The sequence below is a fragment of the Gandjariella thermophila genome (genome assembly GCF_005405885.1).
Lineage (GTDB): Bacteria > Actinomycetota > Actinomycetes > Mycobacteriales > Pseudonocardiaceae > Gandjariella > Gandjariella thermophila.
The window spans coordinates 21,534-42,502 of sequence record NZ_BJFL01000037.1 but is presented as its reverse complement, the minus strand read 5'-3'; the positions used below and the strand labels follow the sequence as shown (position 1 = coordinate 42,502).

Below are 20,969 nucleotides of genomic sequence, written 5' to 3'. Positions count from 1 at the left end.
TGGACGCCGTCGCCGACGAACTCAACGACCGGCCCCGGCAGACTCTCGGCTGGCTCAAACCCACCGAAGTCCTCAACAAACTGCTGCTAGAAGCTGGTGGTGCACCCACTACTTGACACCGCCGAGTGATCGTTGGCGTCAAGCAGGTCCCAGCCCGTCTGCAAACCGTGCCCCCAACCGTCGCTGTCGAACGTGCCGGTCCACATGCTCATCTTCTCTTGCAGGCCGGCATGTTCCAGAGCCGTGGAAACGAAGTTGGCGCAGTTGTTGCCGAAGATGTCGATGTCTTTGTTGTTCCAGTTCTGCTGCGCCCACCGCAGCAACTCGACCCGGTCATACCCGTAGTGACCCTTGAGTCGTTCTCGGACGTCTTCCGGGATGCCTTGGAGGTCATACAGATCGACAGGAACTGCTCTCTCCAAGCTGTCTCGCTGCTGCGGGGTCAGTGAATTCCACCAGGCAGAACCTCAGCAGCGCTCTTGCCCACTGGAAGGCTGTCGCGGATCAGCTTCACCTGATCCTCGGCAGCTTCCGCCTGAGTTGTGTTGAGCGCCTTGTTGACGTCGGTGTTGGTGAGCGCACCTACCAGTTTCGCCAGTTCCTCCGCGGCATCGTTGTCGACGCGAGCAGCCCGGGCAAGTGCATCATTGATCAGTTGCTGCGCCTGTTGACTGTTGTGGGTTGCCGTAGGGTCCGTGTTGGCTGCTGGCACATGGACCAAGCCCTGATCATCAACCTGCAGACCGCTTCGTTTGGCGAAATCCAAGGCTCCCAATAATGACTGCTGAGCAAGGTCGACTCCCTCACTCAGGCCGTCGAGCACAGAGACCCCCGCACGGACCGTGATCGCGGCTGCCTCGTAGTCGTCGACAAGCGCCTTGAGCTTCTCGGTGGCATGCTGTCCGACCTCGTCGGTCCAATGCTCGTCCACGGCGCCCTTGCCCTGGTGGTAGATGTCCGAAGCGGCTTGCTCCGCCTCCTTGGCCAGCCGCAGCAGATCGTCGGCTGCGCGCTGCCACAGGCGCGGCTTTGCGTCGCGCAGGTCGGTGAAACTCACCATGACCGGACCATCCCCCGAGTATCGACGTGAGCCCGTGAGGCACGCTACCAAGATTCATTGCCGCCGTGGTCTGGCCTTACGTAGGCGCTTAGGACGGCGAGGGGTGTGTCACGCTGTCGCGTCGACCGCCGTGTGCTCGACGGGCGTCAGAGCCGGGTGCGTTGGTCGGAGCGGGGGTCGCGGACCAGGGTGCCGCTGTGCAGGACGCCGGCCATGGCGCGGTCACGCCAGTGCACGGTCGAGTCGTAGAGGTCGGCGTCGGTGTCCACGGTGGAGATCAGCACGCCGGTGCGGTTGCGCGGCAGTCGTCCGGTGGTGACGCCGTCCGCGCGGACGAAGAACGCGCCCCAGCAACTCTCCCGCGCGGACGAGTTCGGGCAACTGATCCACACGTGGTTGGCAGCCGCCGCGGCGGTCATCGTCGCCGGCATGGTGATCCCCGGATAGGTGCCGCCGGGGCCTCGGGGGACCAGGTCTTCGCCGATCGCCGCGTGGATCTCGGCCAGCTTCGCGGCGGTCATGTGCGCCGCGTGGTACGAGTGGAAGACCAGTTGGACGCCGTGCCGCTTGTAGTCCCGGTACAGCTCCGGGTACCGGTAGTCGTGGCAGATCAGCGCGCCGCACCGGATGCCGTTGACGGTGAACACGCTGGCATGGTCGCCGGGCGTGTAGTGCGCCAGGTCGCCGGTGCGTTCCTCCGGGTCACCAGCGCAGAACCGCTTGTCATAGCGGTCCACGATGGCGCCGGTCGCATCGATGATGTAGAGGCTGTTGTGCGGCTTGTGGTCGCCGGTCAGCCGGTGCGTCGAGCCGAGCACCACCCATAGCCCGAAGTGACCGGCAAGCTCCAGGACGCGGCGGGTGTGCCGTTCCAGCGACTCCCAGTCGAAGCCGTCGTAGCTGGGAAAGTCGGCGCCGGCATAGCCGGACAGGGCGGCCTCCGGGAAGTGCGCGACGTCCGCGCCCCGCTCCCGGGCGTAACGCATCTGGCGCCGCACGTAACGGCTGTTGCGCGCGATGTCGGCGTCCACCGGAAACTGGCAGGTCGCCACCGTCAGCCTGGCCACGGCATCCCTCCGTGCCCGAAGTCGATCACTTGACACCTCAGCTTTCCACGGCCGGACTCCCTGGTCGACCGCGTTTTTTGGCGCGGCGGCGCGGACGAATGTTCTTGATCGGCTCGCCGTGCGCTCTTCGGCCGCGAGCTGCCCGGAAATGGCATTTACCGGCGGGCGAAGGCGCCATCAGTAGCCGTTGTGTCACGTTTCGGGAAACGCCAGCCGGTTTCTCCCGGGGATCTCGTTAAGATCCGCCGCGCGCGCTTTGCGTACTCGATCCCCGAGAGGTTCCCATGACACGTGGTGGTCTGCGCAGACCTCCCTTCTTCACCGCTGGCCTGGTCGCCGTGGCCGGCGCGCTGCTGGCCACCTCGGTGGCCGCCAACGTCACCAAGGATGCCCCGCGCACGGTCGAGGCGGGCCCGATCCGGGCGGCGGCGCTGCCGAACAGCGCACCGGTGAAGCCCCGGGCCGAAACGATCCCCCTGGCCACAGCCCAGCGGCCGGACGGAGCGGGCCCCGAGGTCCGTGAGGCGGTGCCGCGCAACGAGTTCTCCATGGTGGGCTTCACCTGGCCGGGCAAGCAGCCCGACTCCCTCGAGGTGCGGACCCGTTCCGCGCAGGGGGCCTGGTCGCCGTGGCGATCCGTGGGCGCGATCGACAGCGGACCGGACGGCCGGGCGGCACCGAAGCTCAGCGAGCCGGTGTGGGTCGGCCCGGCGACCCGACTGCAGGCCCGTGCGCTGCGCGGCGGCCGCCCCGCCGTGACGGAGTTGTCCGCGGTGACAATCGACCCGGGCAGGTCGGCGAATGACGCCAGGATCGGCCTCAAGGCGTTCAGCGGTGTGCCCACGATGCCGACCGTGATCACCAGGGCGCAGTGGGGCGCCGACGAGTCACTGATGACCTGGGACCCGGAATACGCCACGACGGTAAAGGCCGTCCCGATCCACCACACCGCGAACAGCAACGACTACACCTGCGACCAGTCCGCCAGCATCGTCCGCGGCATCTACTACTACCACGCGGTGACCAACGGCTGGGGCGACATCGGTTACAACGCCCTCGTCGACAAGTGCGGCAACATTTTCGAGGGCCGCTTCGGCGGCCTCAACCTGCCCATCATCGGCGCGCACACCGCCGGGTTCAACCGGTACACGTTCGGCATTTCCATGATCGGCGACTACAACGTGGTGGCGCCGAGCCCACAGACGCTCGACGCGGTGACGCAGATGGCCGCGTGGAAGCTGTCCAACAGCTACGACGACGCGGCCGGCACGGTCACCCTGACCAGCGCCGGAGGCAACACCTCCAAGTACGCGGTGGGCACCGCGGTCACGCTGCCCACCATTTTCGGTCACCGCGACACCAACAACACCGAATGCCCCGGCTCGTACGGCTACGCCGCGCTCGACCAGATCAGGAACCAGGCCGTGCAACTGGCCGGTGACTGGCGCACCGGTGACATCTACCAGAAATGGCAGTCCCTGGGCGGAGAAGCGGCGATGGGCCCGGCGTACTCGGTGGAGACCGACTGGCCGGGCGGCGGCCGAGCCACCGATTTCGGCAGCGGAGCGTCCACCATCGCGTGGCGCGGCGACCTGGGCGCCCACGCGATCGGCGGCGCCATTCATGCCGACTTCGTGCAGAACGGTGGGCAGCCCGCGCTGGGTTACCCGACCACCGACGAGCTTGGCACCCCGGACGGCGTCGGCCGGTACAACCACTTCACCAAGCCGGCGTCGATCTACTGGACACCCGACACCGGGGCACACGCCATCTACGGCGCCATCCGCGACCGATGGGCCGCCCTCGGCTGGGAAACCGGCCGCCTCGGCTACCCGACCACCGACGAATCCGGCACACCCGACGGCATCGGCCGCTACAACCACTTCACCAAGAACGCCTCCATCTACTGGACACCCGACACCGGAGCACACGCCATCTACGGCGCCATCCGCGACCGATGGGCCGCCCTCGGCTGGGAAACCGGCCCCCTGGGCTACCCGACCACCGACGAATCCGGCACACCCGACGGCATCGGCCGCTACAACCACTTCACCAAGAACGCCTCCATCTACTGGACACCCGACACCGGAGCGCACGGCGTCTACGGGGCGATCCGGGCGCGGTGGGCCTCGCTGGGCTGGGAGACCTCCTGGCTGGGCTACCCGACCAGTGACGAGTACGACGTGACCGGCGGCCGGCGCAGCGATTTCCAGGGCGGCTACATCACCTGGGACGCGTCCACCGGCGTCGCCACCGCCTACGGCTACTGACCCCGGCGCAACGGAGGGGGCGACCGGACCCGGTCGCCCCTTCCCTTCGGCTGAGATCGCCGCCGTGTCCCTGACCACGGGGCGATAGCGGTCAACGGAGGTTCAGGTCGCCCCGTTTCGTGCTGGTGAGGAAAGCGTGCCAGGCGGGGAGGGGCAGGACGAGCGGCGGGTTCGCCGGGGCCTTGGAGTCGCGGATCGCCGCCGCCGGACCGGAGAACGCCACCTCGACGTAGGCGGACTGGTTGGCGTCGCCGCTGCGAGTGCTCTTCCGCCACTCGACGGCGACGAGGGCGACCTCCACGCAGTTGGTGCTGCTGGCCTCGCCGCTGCGAGTGCTCTTCCGCCAGCGCGCACCGGAGACGTCCACAGTGGACACGTGGCCACCCCTTCCGCCGGCTCACCACTCCTCGGCCAGCCGCAGGGCGAACGCCGCGGAGTCGGCCGGGCTCAGCGCCTTGGCTCGCAGATCATCGAAGACGACCCTACAGGCGTTGACCGCCGGCTCCTTGTCCAGATACCGCGCGCCGGTCACGTCATCGAGGTAGGCAAGCTCGGGCTCGGCCGGGTCGGCGAAGCGCAGCAGGGTGAAGGCGCCGTTCATGCCGGTGTGCGCGCCGAGGGCGCTGGGCAGGACGTGCAGCGTGACGGTCGGTATCTCGGCCGCCGCCGCGATATGCCGGAGTTGCTCACGCATCACCTGGGGGCCGCCGACCGGCCGGCGCAGCACGGCCTCGTCCACCACGGCGACCAGCCGTAGCGGGTCCTCCTCGCTGGTCAGCCGGCGCTGGCGGATCATTCGCACGGCCACGTCGGCGGCCAGCCGCTCCTGGCTGCGCGGGAACGTGGAACCGCGAAAGATCGCCCAGGCGTACTGCTCGGTTTGCAGCAGTCCGGGGACATGCGCGAGGGCGAACTCGCGGACCTCACAGGCGCCTTCCTCCAGCGGCACGTACGCCCGGTCGGAGATGCCGTAGGCACGCCACCAGCCCTGCTTGCGGGCCTGGCGGGTGAGTTCGAGCAGCGGGTCCCAGCGGTCGGCGGTGACGCCGTAGAGGTCGAGCATCGACTTGACGGCGTGCACGTCGACGCGGACAGCGCCGGTCTCCACCCTGCTGAGGGTGGGCGTGGACCACTCCAGCGCCCTGGCCGCCTCGGAAAGATCAATTCGCGCGCGCTCGCGGAGACGGCGTAACTGCCGGCCGAGTTGGCGTCGCAGCAGCGGTGGACTGGCGTCGGCGCTCACCCGGTTACCCCCTTGCTGATGCTCCGCCATGATCGACCTGAAACGCGCCGCCTGAAATTGCGGTTCGGCGTCCGTTCGGCCCAGCGTTGCGCGCGGACCGTTCGCCGCGTGATCGTTTGGAACTACCGTCACCGGATCGAGTACCACCGGGTCGGCCAGGGCGGGAAACGCACGCTGGAGCACACCGAGGTGGTGGACGACCACGGCTGGTACTTCGCCCGCGCCGGGCTGACCAGCGAGGAGTGGCGCGTCCGGTACACCCACGTCTGCGCGGACGACTTCCTGGAGCGGGTCGGCGCGAAGCCCGGCCAGTGGGTGGTGATCGTCTGGCGGCAGCCGGAAGGCGCGGATCAGAAACTGTTGTGTTCAGTAAGAATATGGTGGCGATGTGTGGCGCCCCGTGGACGAACTGACCACAGTGCGCAACGGTAGAGGCACTTCACGGAGGAGTTCCCGCCATATCACCACGTCCGGGTGACACCACCACGTAGGCTGCCACACGTGCATCCCCTGCCCACCCCGTCCGACCTGCTGTCGATCGTCTCGCTGCACGACGCGGGTCCGCTGATGGTGTGGGTGATCGTGCTGACATTCGTGTTCGCCGAGTGCGCGTTCATCATCGGCCTGTTCCTGCCCGGTGACTCCCTGCTGTTCACCGCCGGCCTGGTGCTCGCCCAGCAGCACGAGCCGGAGCACGCGTGGAGCCTGTGTGTGGTCGCCACCGTGGTCGCCACCGTCGGCAACCAACTCGGCTACTACATCGGCCGGCACACCGGCGACCGGATGCTCGCCGCCCGCCGGGGCGGCCGCGTGCTCAACCGGCGCAACCTGGAGCGGGCCCGGCGGTTCCTGAACCGCAAGGGGTTCCTGGCCGTGGTGCTGGCCCGGTGGATTCCCTGGGTGCGCACGCTCGCCCCGATGATCGCCGGGGCGGCCGGCATGCACCCGCGCCGCTACCTGGCGGCCACCTCGGTCGGCGCTGTCGTGTGGGTGCCCTCGCTGGTGCTGATCGGCTACTACGGGGCCGGGCTGCTCAGCCGGCTGCCCTGGCTGGAGACCGCGACGCTGGTCATCAGCGTCACGTTCTTCGTGGTGGGTACGACGGTCGGCGTGCTGCGGTACCGGCAGGAGATGCGCCGGCCGGTGGAGCAGGACGAACCCCAGCCGGCCGGCGTCCCCGACTGACGGTTCACCAGATCCCGGGCACCAGCCGCCTGGTGTGCGCGGCGTAGTCCGCGTACTCGGCGCCGAGGCCGTCGTGCAGCACGCGCTCCTCGACCCGGATCCGGTACAGCACTCCGGCCAGCGCGCAGCCGACGAACAGCGCCCAGGACGCCACGTTCGCCCAGATCAGCCCGATGCCGACCACGGCGAGCAGCGCCCCCGCGTAGGACGGGTGCCGCAGGTGCCGGTACGGGCCGGAGCGGACCACCTCATGGCCCTCCTGCACGTGTACCACGCCGCGGAAGAACCGGCCCAGGGTGTGGATCGCCCACAGCCGGTAGCCGGCCCCGAGCCACAGCAGCAGGATCGCGGGCACGAGCAGCGCCGCGTACGGCACGGCGATGTGCAGCGCATGGACGCGCCGCACGGCCTGCCCGGCCAGCAGGTTACCGACCACAATGGACAGTACGATCACCCCGAAGCTGCGCCACTCCGTGGTCTTCGCTTTCCCGCCCTGGCGCCACTGCCGTACCTGCAGTATCACCTCGGCGGCGATCCAGGCCAGCACCGAAGCCTGGAACACCCAGAACAGAATCCGCAGCACCCCGACCCCCTCGCGTCGTCCGGCGTCACCGAAACGCTAGGCGCGGTGGACGGAGGCGCACATCGGCGCACGGATGGAACAGCGAGGTCAACCCCAGGGTGGAGCGGTCTGGTCAGTCCCGTAGGTTCCGGACGGCGCAGAAGAGGCCCGGGATCCGAGTCAGCTTGCCGTCGATGGTTATCAGGTCAACGCCGAGGGATTCGGCGAGTGCGACGTATGCCGCGTCGTAGGGCCACATGTTGTGCCGCAACTGCCAGATGCGCGACATGAGCGGCACGTGGTCATACCGCTGCAGCTTCATGACGCCCAGCAACTGCAGTGCACGTCGCGCCTCGTCAGCAGGAAGTTTGCCGCCGCGAACCAAGCCCCACAGTGTCGAAGCACATTCGAGATCCACCGCATATGGCGCGGCGAGCCGCTCACCGGCTGACGCTGCGCGTACCTTCTCGCCCAGTGCGTCCGCACCGACAAGGAACGCAACCAGAGCGGACGTGTCCAGGACGATCAACGACGAGCCTCGCGCATCTCCGCGACCGCGTCCACGACATCGTCAGCCGTGACCGTCGAACGGCTCGCGATGTCACGCGCCCGTTCTGCCGCCTCTTCCGGGGTCAGCGTCTCGGCTTCGAGTTCGAGCAACTCGCGGAGATACGACTGCAGGGACTGCCCGGACCTGGCCGCCCGCACCTTGAGCGTGGTCAGCGTGTGATCCGAGACGTCGCGAACATGAACCGTAGCCATGTGGCCATTATGTTCCCATCGCAAGCGTTTTGCTAGCGCGAGCTGCGGATTGGTTCAGCGGGTGCGTAGCCGTTCCGCCGTGCCACGAAGCTGGTTCAGGCTCTCAGTAGGGCGCTGGCGGGCCGCGTTGGACATGCCATCGGTAAGCCGGCCCACGGTTTCGGGGTGCGTACCGAAGTCGACCTGTGACGCCGTCACCGCGGCGACCATCCGAAGGATCGTCGCCGGTCGGCGGGACCGCCGGCTCGGCGGCGGTCGGCTGGGTCGCGGTCGCGGCTCAGCGGAGCACGAGGTCGGCGCGGTCGGCGGTGGCGGCGATCAGGTCGGCGTTGGCCTGGTCGAAGCGCAGGGCGCGGAGGCGGGCCTCCTCCAGGGTGCGGCCGTAGCGGCGGTGCCGGTCCACCAGCCGGCGCACCCGTTGGTCCTCGTCCGGGGCGAGGAACCACACCTCGTCCAACGCGGCGCGGGCCTTCGGCCACGGAGGGTCCGGCAGCAGCAGGTAGTTGCCCTCGGTGACGACCAGCGGCACCTCCGGCGGCACCGGCACCGCGCAGGCCACCGGTTCCTCGATCTCCCGGCGGAACTCCGGCGCGTACACCGTTTCCGCGTCCGGCGCGCCCGGGCCGTTGCGGCGCAACCGGTGCAGCAGGTCGACGTAGCCGGCGGCGTCGAAGGTGTCCGGCGCGCCCTTGCGCTCCGCCCGGCCCAGCCGCACCAGCTCCCGCTGGGCCAGGTGAAAGCCGTCCATGGCGACCAGTACGGCGCGGTCGCCGAGGGCCGCGACCAGCCGCTCGGCCAGGGTGGACTTGCCCGCGCCCGGCGGGCCGCAGATGCCCAGCAGCCGCCGGGTTCCCGGCACGGCCAGCGCGGCCGCCCGCTCGACCAGCGCCTCGAACGGCACCGTCAGCCCGGCCACACCGTCCGCCCGCTCGACGCTCACTCCGCCCTCCCTCGCATCGGCCCGATCCACGCCCGCGGGCCGGCATGCCGCACCCGCAGCGCGGCCACGTCGTTGGCGGACCGGATCAGCGAGGGCAACTCGGCGGCCGCGGGCACCCGACCGAGGCAGGCCACCCCGTAGGCCAGCACCCCGTGCCAGACGTCCCCCGCGCCCAGTGTGTCCCGCGCCGCCACCGCGGGCACGGCGACCTCCCCGCACTCCGCGCGCAGCGCGTGCGACCAGCGCACCGGGCGGGGGCCGCCGGTCCTGGTCACCACGGGGACGCCGAGGTCATGCAGGGCACGCTCGGTGGCCTCGGCGCCCGGATGGCCGGGCAGCCGGAACGACGCCGCGCATGCGCACACGTCGACCAGCGGCAACAGGTTCTCCAGCACCGGTTTCCAGCTCCCGGCGTCCAGCACCACCGGGACGCCGGTGCCGCGGGCGGCCCTGACCACGGCCAGCGCGAGCGCCGGGTGGTGGCCGTCCACCAGGACCGCGCCCACCGAGGCGACGGCCTGCGCCCAGTAGGCGTCGCCGAAGGTCACGTCCACCGGCATGCCGGCGGCGTTGTGCGACACGACGGTGCGCTCGCCATCCCGCTCCCGCACCACGGCGGCGCTCACCGTGGGCGGTTCCGCCCGCTCCGGCAGCACGTCGACCACGACCACCCCGAACGCCTCCAACTCGGCGCGGGCGAGCGCGGCCAGCGGGTGCCCCCCGAGCGCGGTGACCAGGGTGGGCCGGCCGCCGACCGCGGCCACCGCGACCGCGGCGTTGGCGGCGGGCCCACCGGCGACCAGCGAGACGGCGCGGGACTGCACCTTCTCGCCGGCCGCCGGCAGTTCATCCACCCGCTGGATCAGGTCGACGGTGCACAGCCCGGCCAGCAGGACGGCGGGCGCGGCGGTCATTCCGGGGTCCCCGCGGGCACCGTGGGCCGCGCCTCCTCGACCGTGCCGTCCTCGGCCATCCGCAGCGCGCCGGTGAGCAGCCCGACCACCTCGTTCATGGTGTGCGTGCGCGGCGACGCCACGGCCACCCGCCGGCCCAGCCGGTGCACGTGGATGCGGTCCGCGATGTCGAACACCTGCGGCATGTTGTGACTGATCAGCACGACCGGCAGGCCGCGGTCTCGGATCCGCCGGATCAGGTCCAGCACCTTGGCCGACTCGGCGACACCGAGCGCGGCGGTCGGCTCATCCATGATCACCACACGGGTACCGAAGGCCGCCGCCCTGGCCACCGCCACCGCCTGCCGCTGCCCGCCGGAGAGCGTCTCCACCGGCTGCTGCATCGACCTGATGCCGATGCCCAGCTCGTCGAGCACCCGCTCGGCCTCGGCCCGCATACCCCTGCTGTCCAGCAGCCGGAACACCCGGCCGAGCAGCCCGCCGCGCCGGCGTTCCCGGCCCAGGAACAGGTTCGCGGCGATGTCCTGCGCGTCGGCCAGGGCGAGGGTCTGGTAGACGGTCTCGATGCCGTGCCGCCGGGCGTCCAGCGGGCCGTGGAACCGCACCGGCTCGCCGTCCACGAGGATCTGGCCCCCGTCCGGGATCACCGCGCCGGACAGCGCCTTGATCAGCGTGGACTTGCCGGCCCCGTTGTCGCCGACCACGGCGAGGATCTCGCCGGGCAGCAACTCGAAGTCCGCCCCGTCCATCGCCGTCACCCGGCCGTACCGCTTGACCAACCCCCTGGCCGCCAGCACCGGCGTCTCGGTCATGCCTGCCTCCCGCGGGCGAAGCGGTCCACCGCGACCGCAACGATCACCAGAATGCCGGTGGCCACGTCCTGGTAGAGGCTGTCGATACCGGCCTGGGTGAGCCCGGACCGGAGCACCGCGACGATCAGCGCGCCGACCAGGGTGCCCAGCACGCTGCCCCGGCCGCCGAACAGGCTGGTACCGCCGAGTACCACCGCGGTGATCGAGTCCAGGTTGCCGAGCTGGTAAGCGTTCGGGTCGGCGTTGGGTACCCGGCCGAGCGCCTGCCACGCCGCCACCCCGTACACCAGGCCGGCCACCACGTAGACGCTGAGCACGGTGCGCCGCACGTGGATGCCGGACAGCCGGGCCGCCTCCGGGTCGTTGCCGACCGCGTAGACGTGCCGGCCCCACGCCGTCTTGGTCAGCGCGTACCAGGCCACCAGGAACATGGCCAGCGCCAGGCCCATGCCGTAGGTGACCTCGATCCGGCCGAACAGGTACTGCCGGTTGCCCAGCCAGCCCAGCAGCGGATCGCTCACCGGGTAGCTCTGCCCGGAGGCGTAGATCCGGGCCGCCGCGGTGACGATGGTGAACATGCCCAGCGTGACGATGAACGGCGGCAGCCGCAGCCCGGTCACCACGCCGCCGCTGATCGCCCCGATGGCGACCGCCACGACGATGCCGAACACCAGGGCGACCGGCGCGGAGCCGCCCCCGAGCGCCATCTTCGCCATGATCAGCGTGGCCAGCACGGCGATCGACGCGTTCGCCAGGTCGATGCCGTTGGTGAGGATCACCAGCGTCTGACCGAGCGCCAGCGTGCCGACCACCAGCGACTGCTGCACCACCAGGGACAGGTTGTCCGCGTTGAGGAACGTTCTGGTGGTCAGCGAGAACAGCGCCACCGCGACGACCAGCGCCAGCGCCGGGCCCACCGCGCGGGTGCGCAGGATGAACTCGCCGACGCTCGGCTTGCGCTCCGCGGCCGTGGTCATCGCCACCTCCGATCACCCCGTCCGGGCGCCGGCCGGCGGTTCTCCCGGCGCCCGAGCGGTGTGGTCAGCCCCAGCAGTTCTGCAGTCCCCATGCCGTGTCCTTGCTGTCGATACCCGGCATCGGCCGGTCCGTGATCACCATGGCGCCGGTGTTGGTGAACCCGCTGGGCTTCTTGCCCGTCTTGGCGAACTCGACCGCGTCGTCGACGCCGGTGGCGGCCATCTTCTTGGGGAACTGCATGACGGTGACCGCCGTCTTGCCATCCTTGACGTCCTGCACACCCTGGCAGCCGCCGTCGATCGCGCCGATCACCACCTGACCGGCGAGCCCCTTGCCCTGCAACGCGGCGTAGGCGCCCCGGGCCGCCGGCTCGTTGAGGTTGTAGACGGCGTTGACCTCGCTGTTGCGCTGCAACAGGTTCTCGGTGGCCTGCTGCGCCTTGTTCTGCTCGCCGTTGGTGGGCTCGGCGCCGAGAATGCGCGGGTCGCCCGCGGGCAGGCCGATGCCCTGCAGGAAGCCGTTGTGCCGCTGCTCGGACACGGTGGAGCCGGGTGTGCCGTCCAGCATGATCAGGTGCGGATCCTTGCCGGCGAGCGCGGCCCTGACGTACTGGCCCTGCAGCCGGCCGGCCTCCACGTTGTCGGTGGCGATGGTCGCGTCGACGGCGTTCTCCGGGTCCGTCGCGGTGTCCAGCGCGATGACCAGGATGCCCCGGTCCCTGGCCTGCTTGATGGCGTTGATCACGCCGGTGGAGTTGCTCGGCGTCACCATGATCGCCTTCGCGCCCTGCTGGATCAGGTTCTCCAGCGCGGTCACCTGACCGTCGTTGTCGCCGTCGAACTTGCCGGCCAGCGCGATCAGTTCGGCGCCCTGCTTGTCCGCCTCGGCCTTGGCGGACTCGCGCAGCGCGACGAAGTACGGGTTGCTGTCGGTCTTGGTCACCAGCCCGATCTTGATCTTCCCGCCACCGCCTCCGGCGGTGTCCGACCCGCCAACCTTCTGGCTGGTGCATCCGGCCGCGGCAAGCGCCAGCGCTCCCGCCGCGGCGACGGCGAGCCCGCGAGCGGCCAGCCCGACATGACCGCGTCGTCCCATTGCTCCTCCTTGTTTCCCGACTTCCGCCCGACGGCCCCCGGCCGGGTCGTGAACGGTGCGGGGACGTTAGATCGGTGTATGGTGGCGCCGCAAGCGTTTGCGCAAACGATTGCGGCTTGTTCGATCAAGGTGGCGGTCATGCGGCACACTGTCGGTCCGGACGCGTCGAGGAGGTCGCCGTGGTCACGATGCGGGACGTCGCCAGGCTGGCGGGCGTCTCCATCACCACGGTCTCGCACGTCATCAACGGCACGCGGCCGGTCGCGCCGGAGACCAAGGCACGGGTGCTCGCCGCGATCGAGCAGACCGGCTACACCGGGGACGCGATCGCCCGCTCGCTGGTCACCGGCGGCACCCGATCCCTGGGGGTGGCCATCTCGCTGGTCGCCAACCCGTACTTCGCCGAACTGATCCAGGCCATCGAGCGGGAGGCCACCCACGCCGGGTACACGCTGCTGCTGGTGGACACCCGCGACGAGGCGGACAGCGAGCAGGCCGCGGTGCGCGCGCTCCGCTCCCGGCGGGTGGACGGGCTGCTGCTCACCCCGTCTTCCGGCGCGGCCGGGGCGGTGCTGCCCGAACTGCGCCAGCTCGGCATGCCCACGGTGCTGGTGGACCGGATGGTCGAGGCGGGCGGGATCGACCAGGTCGGCCCGGAGAACGTGCAGGCCACCGCGACCCTGGTGGGCCACCTCGCGCAGCTCGGGCACCGCAGGATCGGGCTGGTCAGCGGCGCCTCCGGGCTGTCCACCTCGGCCGAGCGGGTGCAGGGCTACCGGCTGGCGCTGCGCCAGGCCGGGTTGCCGTGGGACCCCGCGCTGGTTGTCCCCGGCGAGTCGGCGGTGCAGCCGGCGGTGCGCGCCCTGCACCGGCTGCTGGACCTGCCGGAGGCGCCGACCGCCGTGGTCGCCGCGAACAACAACATGATGGTCGGCGTGCTGCACGGGGCACGGGAGCGCGGCCTGCGGGTGGGCCGCGACCTGGCGGTGGTCGGCTACGACGAGGTGGAGTGGGCCGAGCTGACCGAGCCGCCGCTGACCACCGCCGCGCAGCCGATCGGCGACATCGGCCGCACGGCGGTGCGGATGCTGCTCACCCGGATCGCCAACCCGGCCCACCCGCCGCGCACCGTCCGGCTGCCGGCCACGTTCGTGCACCGCAGCTCGTGCGGCTGCGCCGCGGATTCCTGAGTGTTCGCCCCAAACGCATTCAGCGGGCTGAACGGAGGTTTGAGCGTCCCAGAAACCCCCGTTCAGCCCGCTGAATGCCGAATAGGGGACAGCGTGGCCGCGGCTTCCAGGGTCATCCAGGCGCCGAGCTGCACGGAGAGGTCGCGTTCCGGGGTGCGCCGGCGGGGTTCCGTGGCCGGCCGGGACCAGTCCGAACCGAACAGCGGCCCGCCGGGCGCGACGGTGCGGTTGCGCCACGCGGCGGTGGCCGATGCGCGCACCAGGTCGGCGGCCAGTTCCGCGGTGGCCGCGGTGTCCCGGTCCCGGCGCAGCCGGGGCAGCAGCACCGCGGCGCGGGCCAGATACCTGGCCAGGATGCCGGTGAACAGCCCGCCGTCCCCGCCGCCGTGGCCGCGGAGCACGCCGTTGGTGGCCAGGTGCGTGGCGACCGCGCGGATGGTCCGCTCCGCGCGGCCCAGCCACCGGTCGGCGTCCCCGGCGTGCGCGAGTTCCAGGCAGGCGCCGACGTGCACGCCCTGGCAGTAGGTGTAGTGCGCCCGCTCCAGCGCGCGCACGCTGCCGTCCGGGTTGGCGTGCACGCCGTCCCAGAGCAGCCCGGTGTCCGGGTCGACCAGCCGCTGCTCGATCCAGTCCACTGTGGACGCGGCGCGACGGAGGTCGCCGGGGTCGCCCGAGTCCAGGGCCAACCTGGCGAGCAGGATCGCGGCCGGGCCGTTGGCCGGGACGTTCTTGAAGTCGTCACCGCGGCGCCACCAGATGCCGCCGCCGGTGTGCTCGGTCCAGCCCGAGCGCAGCCGCGCGGCGATCGCGTCGATGGCCTCTGGACGGCGCACGCCGACCTCCTTGGCGGCGCGCAGCAGTGCCAGGCCCAGCCATGCCACGTCGTCGTAGTAGTCGTTGAGCCAGCCGGCGACGTTGCGCAGCCGGATGCCCCGGATCAGCGCGGCGATCGCCCGCCGCCGCGCCGCGGTCGGCTCGCGTACCTGCGCGTCGACCAGGCAGTCCAGCAGGTGCGCCTGCCACCAGTAGTTCCACGGCAGGTGCAGCCGGTGCACGGGCGTCGCGGGCCACGCGGACACGCCGAGCAGCGTGGCCGGGATGCCCCACAGCCGCCGCAGGTGCCGGGCCTCCACGGCCCGCTCGGCCACCCCGGCCATGGACGCGAAGGACGCGGCGTCGCGATGCGCCTCCATGTCCCCAGCATGGACCCCTCGCGGTACGTCGTTTCCGCGAGTTCGCGCCGTTCGGCGGCGCTCACCAGGCCCTGGACAGGTCGGCGTGCTGCCGGATCCAGGCGTGCATGGCGATCCCGGCGGCCACCCCGGCGTTGATCGACCGGGTGGAGCCGAACTGCGCGATCGAGACGACCAGCGTGGCGGCCTCCCGGGCGGCCTCGGTCAGCCCCGGACCCTCCTGGCCGAACAGGAACAGGCACTGCCGGGGCAGTGCGGCGGTCTCCAGCCGCACCGACCCGGGGGTGTTGTCCACGGCGACCACGGTCAGCCCCTCGGCCGCCGCGAACGCGGCCAGCGACGCGACGTCCGGATGGTGGCAGACGTGCTGGTAGCGGTCGGTAACCATGGCGCCCCGCCGGTTCCACCGCCGGCGGCCGACGATGTGCACGGCGCGCGCGGCGAACGCGTTCGCGGTGCGCACCACGGTGCCGATGTTGTGGTCGTGCTGGAGGTTCTCGATCGCGACGTGGAACGGGTGCCGCCGAGTGTCCAGATCGGCGACCACCGCCTCGCGGCGCCAGTACCGGTAGCGGTCGACCACGTTGCGCCGGTCGCCGTGGGCCAGCAGTTCCGGGTCGTAGCGCGGGTCGTCGGGCCAGTCACCGGGCCACGGCCCGACGCCGACCTCACCCGCCAAAGCCCACTCGGTGGGACCCAGTTCCGCGGTCATGGTGCCTTACCTTGAGCGAGTAGGCGCACGGTAGCCACCTCGGGTGCCGCACCTCGCCCGAGGCGTGTAGCCACCTGACGAACGCGCCGACCCACGAGATGATCACCACCAGCGCGACCAGCCAGCGGACCAGCGCCACGTCCTGGGTCGGATACAGCACCCCGGTGACGTAGGTGTCGATGAACCCGCCCTCCAGCGGCGACTCCCCGGCCCTGGCGCGGAGGAAGTTCTCCAGCGCGGTCAGCGGGCAGGTGACGGGCGCGGTCACGATCAGCGCGGCCCAGCCAGCCATCAGCACGTGCGGAATGATGACCCATCCCCACCGCCAGGCGAGGAAACCACCGAGCAGCAGGAACACGAGCACCGCGAAGTGCACGAGAACCGTGGCCCCGATGAGCACCTGGATCGCCATGGCGACCTCCCCGCTCAAGGGTAGAACGGTCCACTGACAGTTGGCCGGCCAATTTCCCGCACCCCGGAGGAAGGGCCGCCGCCGCGGCGCTCACAGACCCAGGTCGGCCTTGCCCAGCAGGTACCGGTAGGGCAGGCCACGCTCCTGGATGGCCTCCCGCGCACCGGTGTCGCGGTCGACGACGGTGGCCACCCCGACGACGCTGGCACCCGCCTCGGTGAGCGCGTCCACCGCGGTGAGCACGCTCCCTCCGGTGGTGGAGGTGTCCTCCACCACGAGTACCCGCTGCCCGCCGACCTCGATGCCCTCGATACGGCGCTGCAGGCCGTGCTCCTTGGCCGCCTTGCGCACCACGAACGCGTCGAGCACCTCGCCGTTCGCCGCGGCGGCGTGCATCATCGCGCAGGCGACCGGGTCGGCGCCGAGGGTGAGCCCGCCGACCGCGGCGTAGTCCCAGTCGGCGGTGAGCTGCCGCAGCAGCCGGCCGATCAGCGGCGCCGCGGCGTGGTGCAGCGTGGCCCTGCGCAGGTCGACGTAGTAGTCGGCCTCGCGGCCGGAGGACAGCACCACGCGGCCGCGCACCACGCACAGCTCGGTGACCAGCCGGGCGAGTTCGGCCTTGGCGGCCTGGTCGGAGACGAGTCCACTTCGCACGAGCATCCAGCCTCTCACATGCGGGCGCGGCCGCTCGCGGAAGCCGATGCCGGCGGTCAGGTGTTGTTCCGGCTCACCGACGAGCTGGACTCCTGCTCCTCGCCGGAACCCGATCCGGACGGCTCGGCACCGGGCGCGCCGGACCCGGACTCCGCGTTCGGGTCCGGCTCGGGATCGAACGGGTCGACCACGTCGGCCACCTCGCCGAGGTCACGCAGCAGCCGCTCCAGCCGGGACGGGGTGGCGTTCGGCGGCGCGGTGGCCAGCACCCAGTCGCCCTCCAGCCACACCACGTTGACGTCCCCGCCGATCTCCTCCACCGCCTCGACCAGGTCGGGAGTGATCAGGCTGCGGGCGGCGGTCATGTCCGAGACGAACGCGTACCGCTGACCCACCGGGCCGAGCAGGTCGGGCATCTGGTCGCGCTGGAACGGCACGCTGGGCAGCCACAGCTCGACCACCACCGGGATCGTCTTCCGGCAGCGCACCGCGACCAGCACCGAGGTGACCTTGCCGCCGTTCTCGTGGTCGAGCACGTAGACCTGGCGGCGGCCGTCCGCGGTGAAGGTGGAGCCGGCGACCACGTCCTTGGCCACGCCGGTGCCGTAGTAGGCGATCGCGCCGCTCTGCCATCGGGTGGGCAGCACCTGGTCGGTCTCGGCGAACTGCCAGCCACGCAACGATGCCCACCGCCGCCGCTCGCGGTTGCGGGCGGTGCGCTGCGCCCGGTCGGTGGCCAGCAACGCCAACCCGCCGACCGCGGCGACCACGCCCACGGTGAACCAGACCCACGCCGGTATACCCACCCTGACGAGGGTAGCGGTGTGCGGCTCCGCAGCGAAGATCACTGGTGATCCACGTCGCACGAATGGCCCAACGACGCCGACCGATCGCACGTTCGGTAACGCCGAAGATCACGCTCGGCGTTCACCGCGGTCAGCCGTGGCTGACCGCGGGTTGCTCGGCGCGGCCGACGATCAGCCCGGAGTTGTCGTCGCTGACGTCCACCCGGACGGTGTCGCCGTCCCGGATCTCCCCGGCCAGCAGTTCCTTGGCCAGCGGGTCGCCGATCGCGGTCTGCACCAGGCGGCGCAGCGGCCGCGCCCCGTACACCGGGTCGAAGCCGTTGATCGCCAGCCAGTCGCGCGCGGCCGGGGTGACGTCCAGGGACAGCCGGCGCTGCGCCAGCCGCGTGCCCAGCTCGTGGACCTGGATGTCCACGATCGCGGTCAGCTCCTCGGTGGCCAGCGCGTGGAACACCACGACGTCGTCCAGCCGGTTGAGGAACTCCGGCTTGAAGTGCTGGCGCACCACCGCCATCACCGCGTCGGTGCGCTGCCGGTCGTCCAGGTTCGGGTCGGCGATCGCCTGCGAGCCGAGGTTGGAGGTGAGCACCAGGATGGTGTTGCGAAAGTCGACGGTGCGGCCCTGACCGTCGGTCAGCCGGCCGTCGTCGAGCACCTGCAGCAGCACGTCGAAGACGTCCGGGTGGGCCTTCTCCACCTCGTCCAGCAGCACCACCGAGTACGGGCGGCGCCGCACCGACTCGGTGAGCTGGCCGCCCTGCTCGTAGCCGACGTACCCGGGCGGGGCGCCGACCAGCCGGGCCACCGAGTGCTTCTCGCCGTACTCGCTCATGTCGATGCGGATCATCGCCCGCTCGTCGTCGAAGAGAAACTCGGCGAGCGCCTTGGCCAGCTCCGTCTTGCCGACCCCGGTGGGGCCAAGGAACAGAAACGACCCGCTCGGCCGGTTCGGGTCGGCAACGCCGGCGCGGGCCCGGCGCACCGCGTCGGACACCGAGCGCACCGCCTCGGCCTGGCCGACGACGCGCTGGGACAGCGCCTCCTCCATGCGCAGCAGCTTGGCGGTCTCGCCCTCGAGCAGCCGGCCGGCCGGGATGCCGGTCCACGCGCTGACCACATCGGCGACGTCGTCCGGGCCGACCTCCTCCTTGAGCATCACCGGGTGTTCCGGGGAGTTCTCGGTGGCCGCGGTGGCCGCTTCGAGTTCCTTCTCCAGCGCGGGAATGCGGCCGTAGCGCAGCTCCGCGGCCTTGCCCAGGTCGCCGTCCCGCTCGGCGCGCTCCGACTCGCCGCGCAACGACTCGAGCTGCTCCTTCAGCTCGCGGACCCGCTCGATGCCGTCCTTCTCCCGCTGCCACCGCGCGGTCAGCTCGGAAAGCTGCTCGCGCCGGTCGGCCAGTTCGGCGCGCAGCGCGGCCAGCCGCTCCCGGGAGGCCGGATCGTCCTCCTTGGACAGTGCCATCTCCTCGATCTCCAGCCGCCGCACCGCGCGCTCCACCTCGTCGATCTCCACGGGCCGGGAGTCGATCTCCATGCGCAGCCGGGAGGCGGCCTCGTCCACCAGGTCGATGGCCTTGTCCGGGAGGAACCGGGCGGTGATGTAGCGGTCGGAGAGCGCGGCCGCGGCGACCAGCGCGGCGTCGGTGATCCGCACGCCGTGGTGCACCTCGTAGCGTTCCTTGAGGCCGCGCAGGATGCCGATGGTGTCGGCCACGCTTGGCTCGCCGACCAGCACCTGCTGGAACCGCCGCTCCAGGGCGGCGTCCTTCTCGATGTGCTCGCGGTACTCGTCCAGGGTGGTCGCGCCGACCATGCGCAGCTCGCCGCGGGCCAGCATCGGCTTGATCATGTTGCCGGCGTCCATCGCGCTCTCGCCGGTGGCTCCGGCGCCGACGATGGTGTGCAGCTCGTCGATGAAGGTGATGATCTGGCCGGCGGCGTCGGTGATCTCCTTGAGCACCGCCTTGAGCCGCTCCTCGAACTCGCCGCGGTACTTGGCGCCGGCGACCATCGCGCCCAGGTCGAGCGCGACGACCCGCTTGCCGCGCAGCGACTCGGGCACGTCGCCGGCCACGATCCGCTGGGCCAGGCCCTCGACGATCGCGGTCTTGCCCACGCCCGGCTCGCCGATCAGCACTGGGTTGTTCTTGGTGCGCCGGGACAGCACCTGCACCACGCGGCGGATCTCGGCGTCCCGCCCGATCACCGGGTCGAGCTTGCCGTCCCGCGCGCGCTGGGTGAGGTCGACGCCGTACTTCTCCAGCGCCTGGTAGGTGCTCTCCGGATCCGGGCTGGTCACCCGGGCCGAGCCGCGCACCTTGGTGAAGGCCTCACGCAGCGCGTCCGGGGTGGCGCCGTGCCGGCGCAGCAGGTCGGCCACCCGGCCGCCCTCCTCGGCGAGACCGACCAGCAGGTGCTCGGTGGACACGTACTCGTCGCCCATCTCGGTGGCCAGCTGCTGGGCGTGGCTGAGGACCCGGCCGGAATCCCGGGAGAGCTGCGGGGCGGAGACGGTCGCTCCGGTCGCCGAAGGGAGGGTGTGGGCGAGCCGCTCCAACTCGGTGCGCACCTGCGCCGGATCGGCGCCGACCGCGGCGAGCAGCGGCGTGGTGATGCCGTCGCTCTGGGCGAGCAGCGCGGACAGCAGGTGCACCGGGGTGACCTCGGGGTTGCCGCCCACGGACGCGGCCTGCACCGCGGCGGAGATCGCCTGCTGGGTCTTCGTCGTCGGGTTGAAAGCGTCCATCCCTCACCTCGTCGGCACGTCCCACGACCACGGCCCCGGTCACGAGCATGACCAGAGCCATCATCAAGCACAACGTTAGGAAAGTTGAGCGTGTTCCGCTCAAGTCGGCGGGGCGACGGGGTGTGGTCGGCGACACAGCGGCCGCTCCGAACCATGGCTCGACGCCGGGGCACCCGCGGTGGCCGTGACGCCCGTCACCCGGGGTTGTGCCGCAGGTCAACGCGGGTTGGGCCGCCAGTCACCCACATGTCGCCGGAAGATGTCCACAGGCTCGGGGCAGTTCTCCACAATCCCCAGTTCGCTATCCACAGGCTTGTCGACAGAAGGGTCCACAGGGCCTCGGGCTACCGCCGTCCGAGTGATTCGGC

The 20,969-nt window shown here is 71.1% G+C and carries 23 protein-coding genes; 4 read left to right on the top strand and 19 right to left on the bottom strand.

What is annotated here, in order from left to right; genetic code table 11:
• Positions 1-86 precede the first annotated feature (86 nt).
• The 3 genes from FFT21_RS24175 to FFT21_RS24165 form a co-directional block, all read right to left on the bottom strand.
• Positions 87-422: an amidase domain-containing protein gene (locus tag FFT21_RS24175; protein WP_192909724.1), complete on the bottom strand. Its 336-nt coding sequence runs from the start codon at positions 420-422 to the stop codon at positions 87-89.
• 20 nt (positions 423-442) lie between these two features.
• Positions 443-1,060, bottom strand: coding sequence for a hypothetical protein (locus FFT21_RS24170; RefSeq protein ID WP_137816225.1), 618 nt, complete (start codon positions 1,058-1,060; stop codon positions 443-445).
• A gap of 146 nt (positions 1,061-1,206) precedes the next feature.
• On the bottom strand, positions 1,207-2,127 hold the full coding sequence (locus FFT21_RS24165; protein ID WP_137816224.1) for a carbon-nitrogen hydrolase family protein: 921 nt from the start codon (positions 2,125-2,127) through the stop codon (positions 1,207-1,209).
• Between the two features lie 284 nt (positions 2,128-2,411).
• On the opposite strand from FFT21_RS24165, the gene FFT21_RS24160 reads away from it, so the two are divergent.
• Entirely contained in the window at positions 2,412-4,397 is a 1,986-nt protein-coding gene (locus tag FFT21_RS24160; RefSeq protein ID WP_137816223.1) for an N-acetylmuramoyl-L-alanine amidase, read from the top strand.
• 91 nt (positions 4,398-4,488) lie between these two features.
• Here FFT21_RS24160 and FFT21_RS24155 read toward each other — a convergent pair whose 3' ends face one another.
• A complete protein-coding gene (locus tag FFT21_RS24155; protein ID WP_137816222.1) occupies positions 4,489-4,773 on the bottom strand; it encodes a DUF397 domain-containing protein in 285 nt (94 codons plus the stop codon).
• Positions 4,774-4,794: 21 nt separating this feature from the next.
• Entirely contained in the window at positions 4,795-5,640 is an 846-nt protein-coding gene (locus tag FFT21_RS24150; protein WP_225978709.1) for a DUF5753 domain-containing protein, read from the bottom strand.
• An 18-nt stretch (positions 5,641-5,658) separates the two neighbouring features.
• Between FFT21_RS24150 and FFT21_RS24145 the strand changes: the two genes are divergently transcribed.
• Together FFT21_RS24145 and FFT21_RS24140 are read left to right on the top strand one after the other, a co-directional pair.
• Positions 5,659-6,072, top strand: coding sequence for a hypothetical protein (locus tag FFT21_RS24145; protein WP_137816220.1), 414 nt, complete (start codon positions 5,659-5,661; stop codon positions 6,070-6,072).
• A 135-nt stretch (positions 6,073-6,207) separates the two neighbouring features.
• Positions 6,208-6,825 (top strand): DedA family protein, encoded by a 618-nt coding sequence (locus FFT21_RS24140; RefSeq protein WP_137816234.1) that lies wholly within the window; start codon positions 6,208-6,210, stop codon positions 6,823-6,825.
• Between the two features lie 4 nt (positions 6,826-6,829).
• Here the strand turns inward: FFT21_RS24140 and FFT21_RS24135 are convergent, their stop codons facing one another.
• The 8 genes from FFT21_RS24135 to FFT21_RS24100 form a co-directional block, all read right to left on the bottom strand.
• The gene (locus FFT21_RS24135; RefSeq protein WP_137816219.1) at positions 6,830-7,408 is read right to left on the bottom strand and encodes a methyltransferase family protein; all 579 of its coding nucleotides are present in this window, start codon (positions 7,406-7,408) and stop codon (positions 6,830-6,832) included.
• Between the two features lie 112 nt (positions 7,409-7,520).
• Entirely contained in the window at positions 7,521-7,916 is a 396-nt protein-coding gene (locus tag FFT21_RS24130) for a type II toxin-antitoxin system VapC family toxin (RefSeq protein WP_137816218.1), read from the bottom strand.
• Entirely contained in the window at positions 7,913-8,149 is a 237-nt protein-coding gene (locus tag FFT21_RS24125; protein WP_137816217.1) for a FitA-like ribbon-helix-helix domain-containing protein, read from the bottom strand. The genes FFT21_RS24130 and FFT21_RS24125 overlap by 4 nt, the downstream gene beginning before the upstream one ends.
• Positions 8,150-8,426: 277 nt before the next feature.
• Positions 8,427-9,056 carry a nucleoside/nucleotide kinase family protein gene (locus FFT21_RS24120; RefSeq protein WP_137816233.1) on the bottom strand — a complete coding sequence of 210 codons (630 nt, stop codon included), beginning with the start codon at positions 9,054-9,056 and terminating at the stop codon, positions 8,427-8,429.
• Positions 9,057-9,085: 29 nt separating this feature from the next.
• Positions 9,086-10,003: a PfkB family carbohydrate kinase gene (locus FFT21_RS24115; RefSeq protein ID WP_137816216.1), complete on the bottom strand. Its 918-nt coding sequence runs from the start codon at positions 10,001-10,003 to the stop codon at positions 9,086-9,088.
• On the bottom strand, positions 10,000-10,815 hold the full coding sequence (locus FFT21_RS24110; RefSeq protein ID WP_137816215.1) for an ATP-binding cassette domain-containing protein: 816 nt from the start codon (positions 10,813-10,815) through the stop codon (positions 10,000-10,002). Before FFT21_RS24110 ends, FFT21_RS24115 begins: the two co-directional genes overlap by 4 nt.
• The gene (locus tag FFT21_RS24105) at positions 10,812-11,792 is read right to left on the bottom strand and encodes an ABC transporter permease (protein ID WP_137816214.1); all 981 of its coding nucleotides are present in this window, start codon (positions 11,790-11,792) and stop codon (positions 10,812-10,814) included. The genes FFT21_RS24110 and FFT21_RS24105 overlap by 4 nt, the downstream gene beginning before the upstream one ends.
• A gap of 64 nt (positions 11,793-11,856) precedes the next feature.
• Positions 11,857-12,888, bottom strand: coding sequence for a substrate-binding domain-containing protein (locus FFT21_RS24100; protein WP_137816213.1), 1,032 nt, complete (start codon positions 12,886-12,888; stop codon positions 11,857-11,859).
• A 188-nt stretch (positions 12,889-13,076) separates the two neighbouring features.
• On the opposite strand from FFT21_RS24100, the gene FFT21_RS24095 reads away from it, so the two are divergent.
• Positions 13,077-14,078 (top strand): LacI family DNA-binding transcriptional regulator, encoded by a 1,002-nt coding sequence (locus tag FFT21_RS24095; RefSeq protein WP_137816232.1) that lies wholly within the window; start codon positions 13,077-13,079, stop codon positions 14,076-14,078.
• 62 nt (positions 14,079-14,140) lie between these two features.
• On the opposite strand, the gene FFT21_RS24090 is transcribed toward FFT21_RS24095, so the two are convergent.
• From FFT21_RS24090 to clpB, 6 genes are all read right to left on the bottom strand, one after another.
• Positions 14,141-15,271, bottom strand: a complete 1,131-nt coding sequence (locus FFT21_RS24090) for a glycoside hydrolase family 76 protein (RefSeq protein WP_137816212.1) — start codon at positions 15,269-15,271, stop codon at positions 14,141-14,143.
• A 61-nt stretch (positions 15,272-15,332) separates the two neighbouring features.
• On the bottom strand, positions 15,333-15,983 hold the full coding sequence (locus tag FFT21_RS24085) for a TrmH family RNA methyltransferase (RefSeq protein WP_137816211.1): 651 nt from the start codon (positions 15,981-15,983) through the stop codon (positions 15,333-15,335).
• The gene (locus FFT21_RS24080) at positions 15,940-16,413 is read right to left on the bottom strand and encodes a DUF2784 domain-containing protein (RefSeq protein WP_225978708.1); all 474 of its coding nucleotides are present in this window, start codon (positions 16,411-16,413) and stop codon (positions 15,940-15,942) included. Before FFT21_RS24080 ends, FFT21_RS24085 begins: the two co-directional genes overlap by 44 nt.
• Positions 16,414-16,485: 72 nt before the next feature.
• Positions 16,486-17,049 (bottom strand): orotate phosphoribosyltransferase, encoded by a 564-nt coding sequence (pyrE, locus tag FFT21_RS24075; protein ID WP_371856854.1) that lies wholly within the window; start codon positions 17,047-17,049, stop codon positions 16,486-16,488.
• A gap of 56 nt (positions 17,050-17,105) precedes the next feature.
• Positions 17,106-17,855 carry a TtfA family protein gene (locus FFT21_RS24070; RefSeq protein ID WP_137816209.1) on the bottom strand — a complete coding sequence of 250 codons (750 nt, stop codon included), beginning with the start codon at positions 17,853-17,855 and terminating at the stop codon, positions 17,106-17,108.
• Between the two features lie 130 nt (positions 17,856-17,985).
• Positions 17,986-20,601 carry an ATP-dependent chaperone ClpB gene (gene clpB, locus FFT21_RS24065; RefSeq protein WP_137816208.1) on the bottom strand — a complete coding sequence of 872 codons (2,616 nt, stop codon included), beginning with the start codon at positions 20,599-20,601 and terminating at the stop codon, positions 17,986-17,988.
• Positions 20,602-20,969 lie beyond the last annotated feature (368 nt).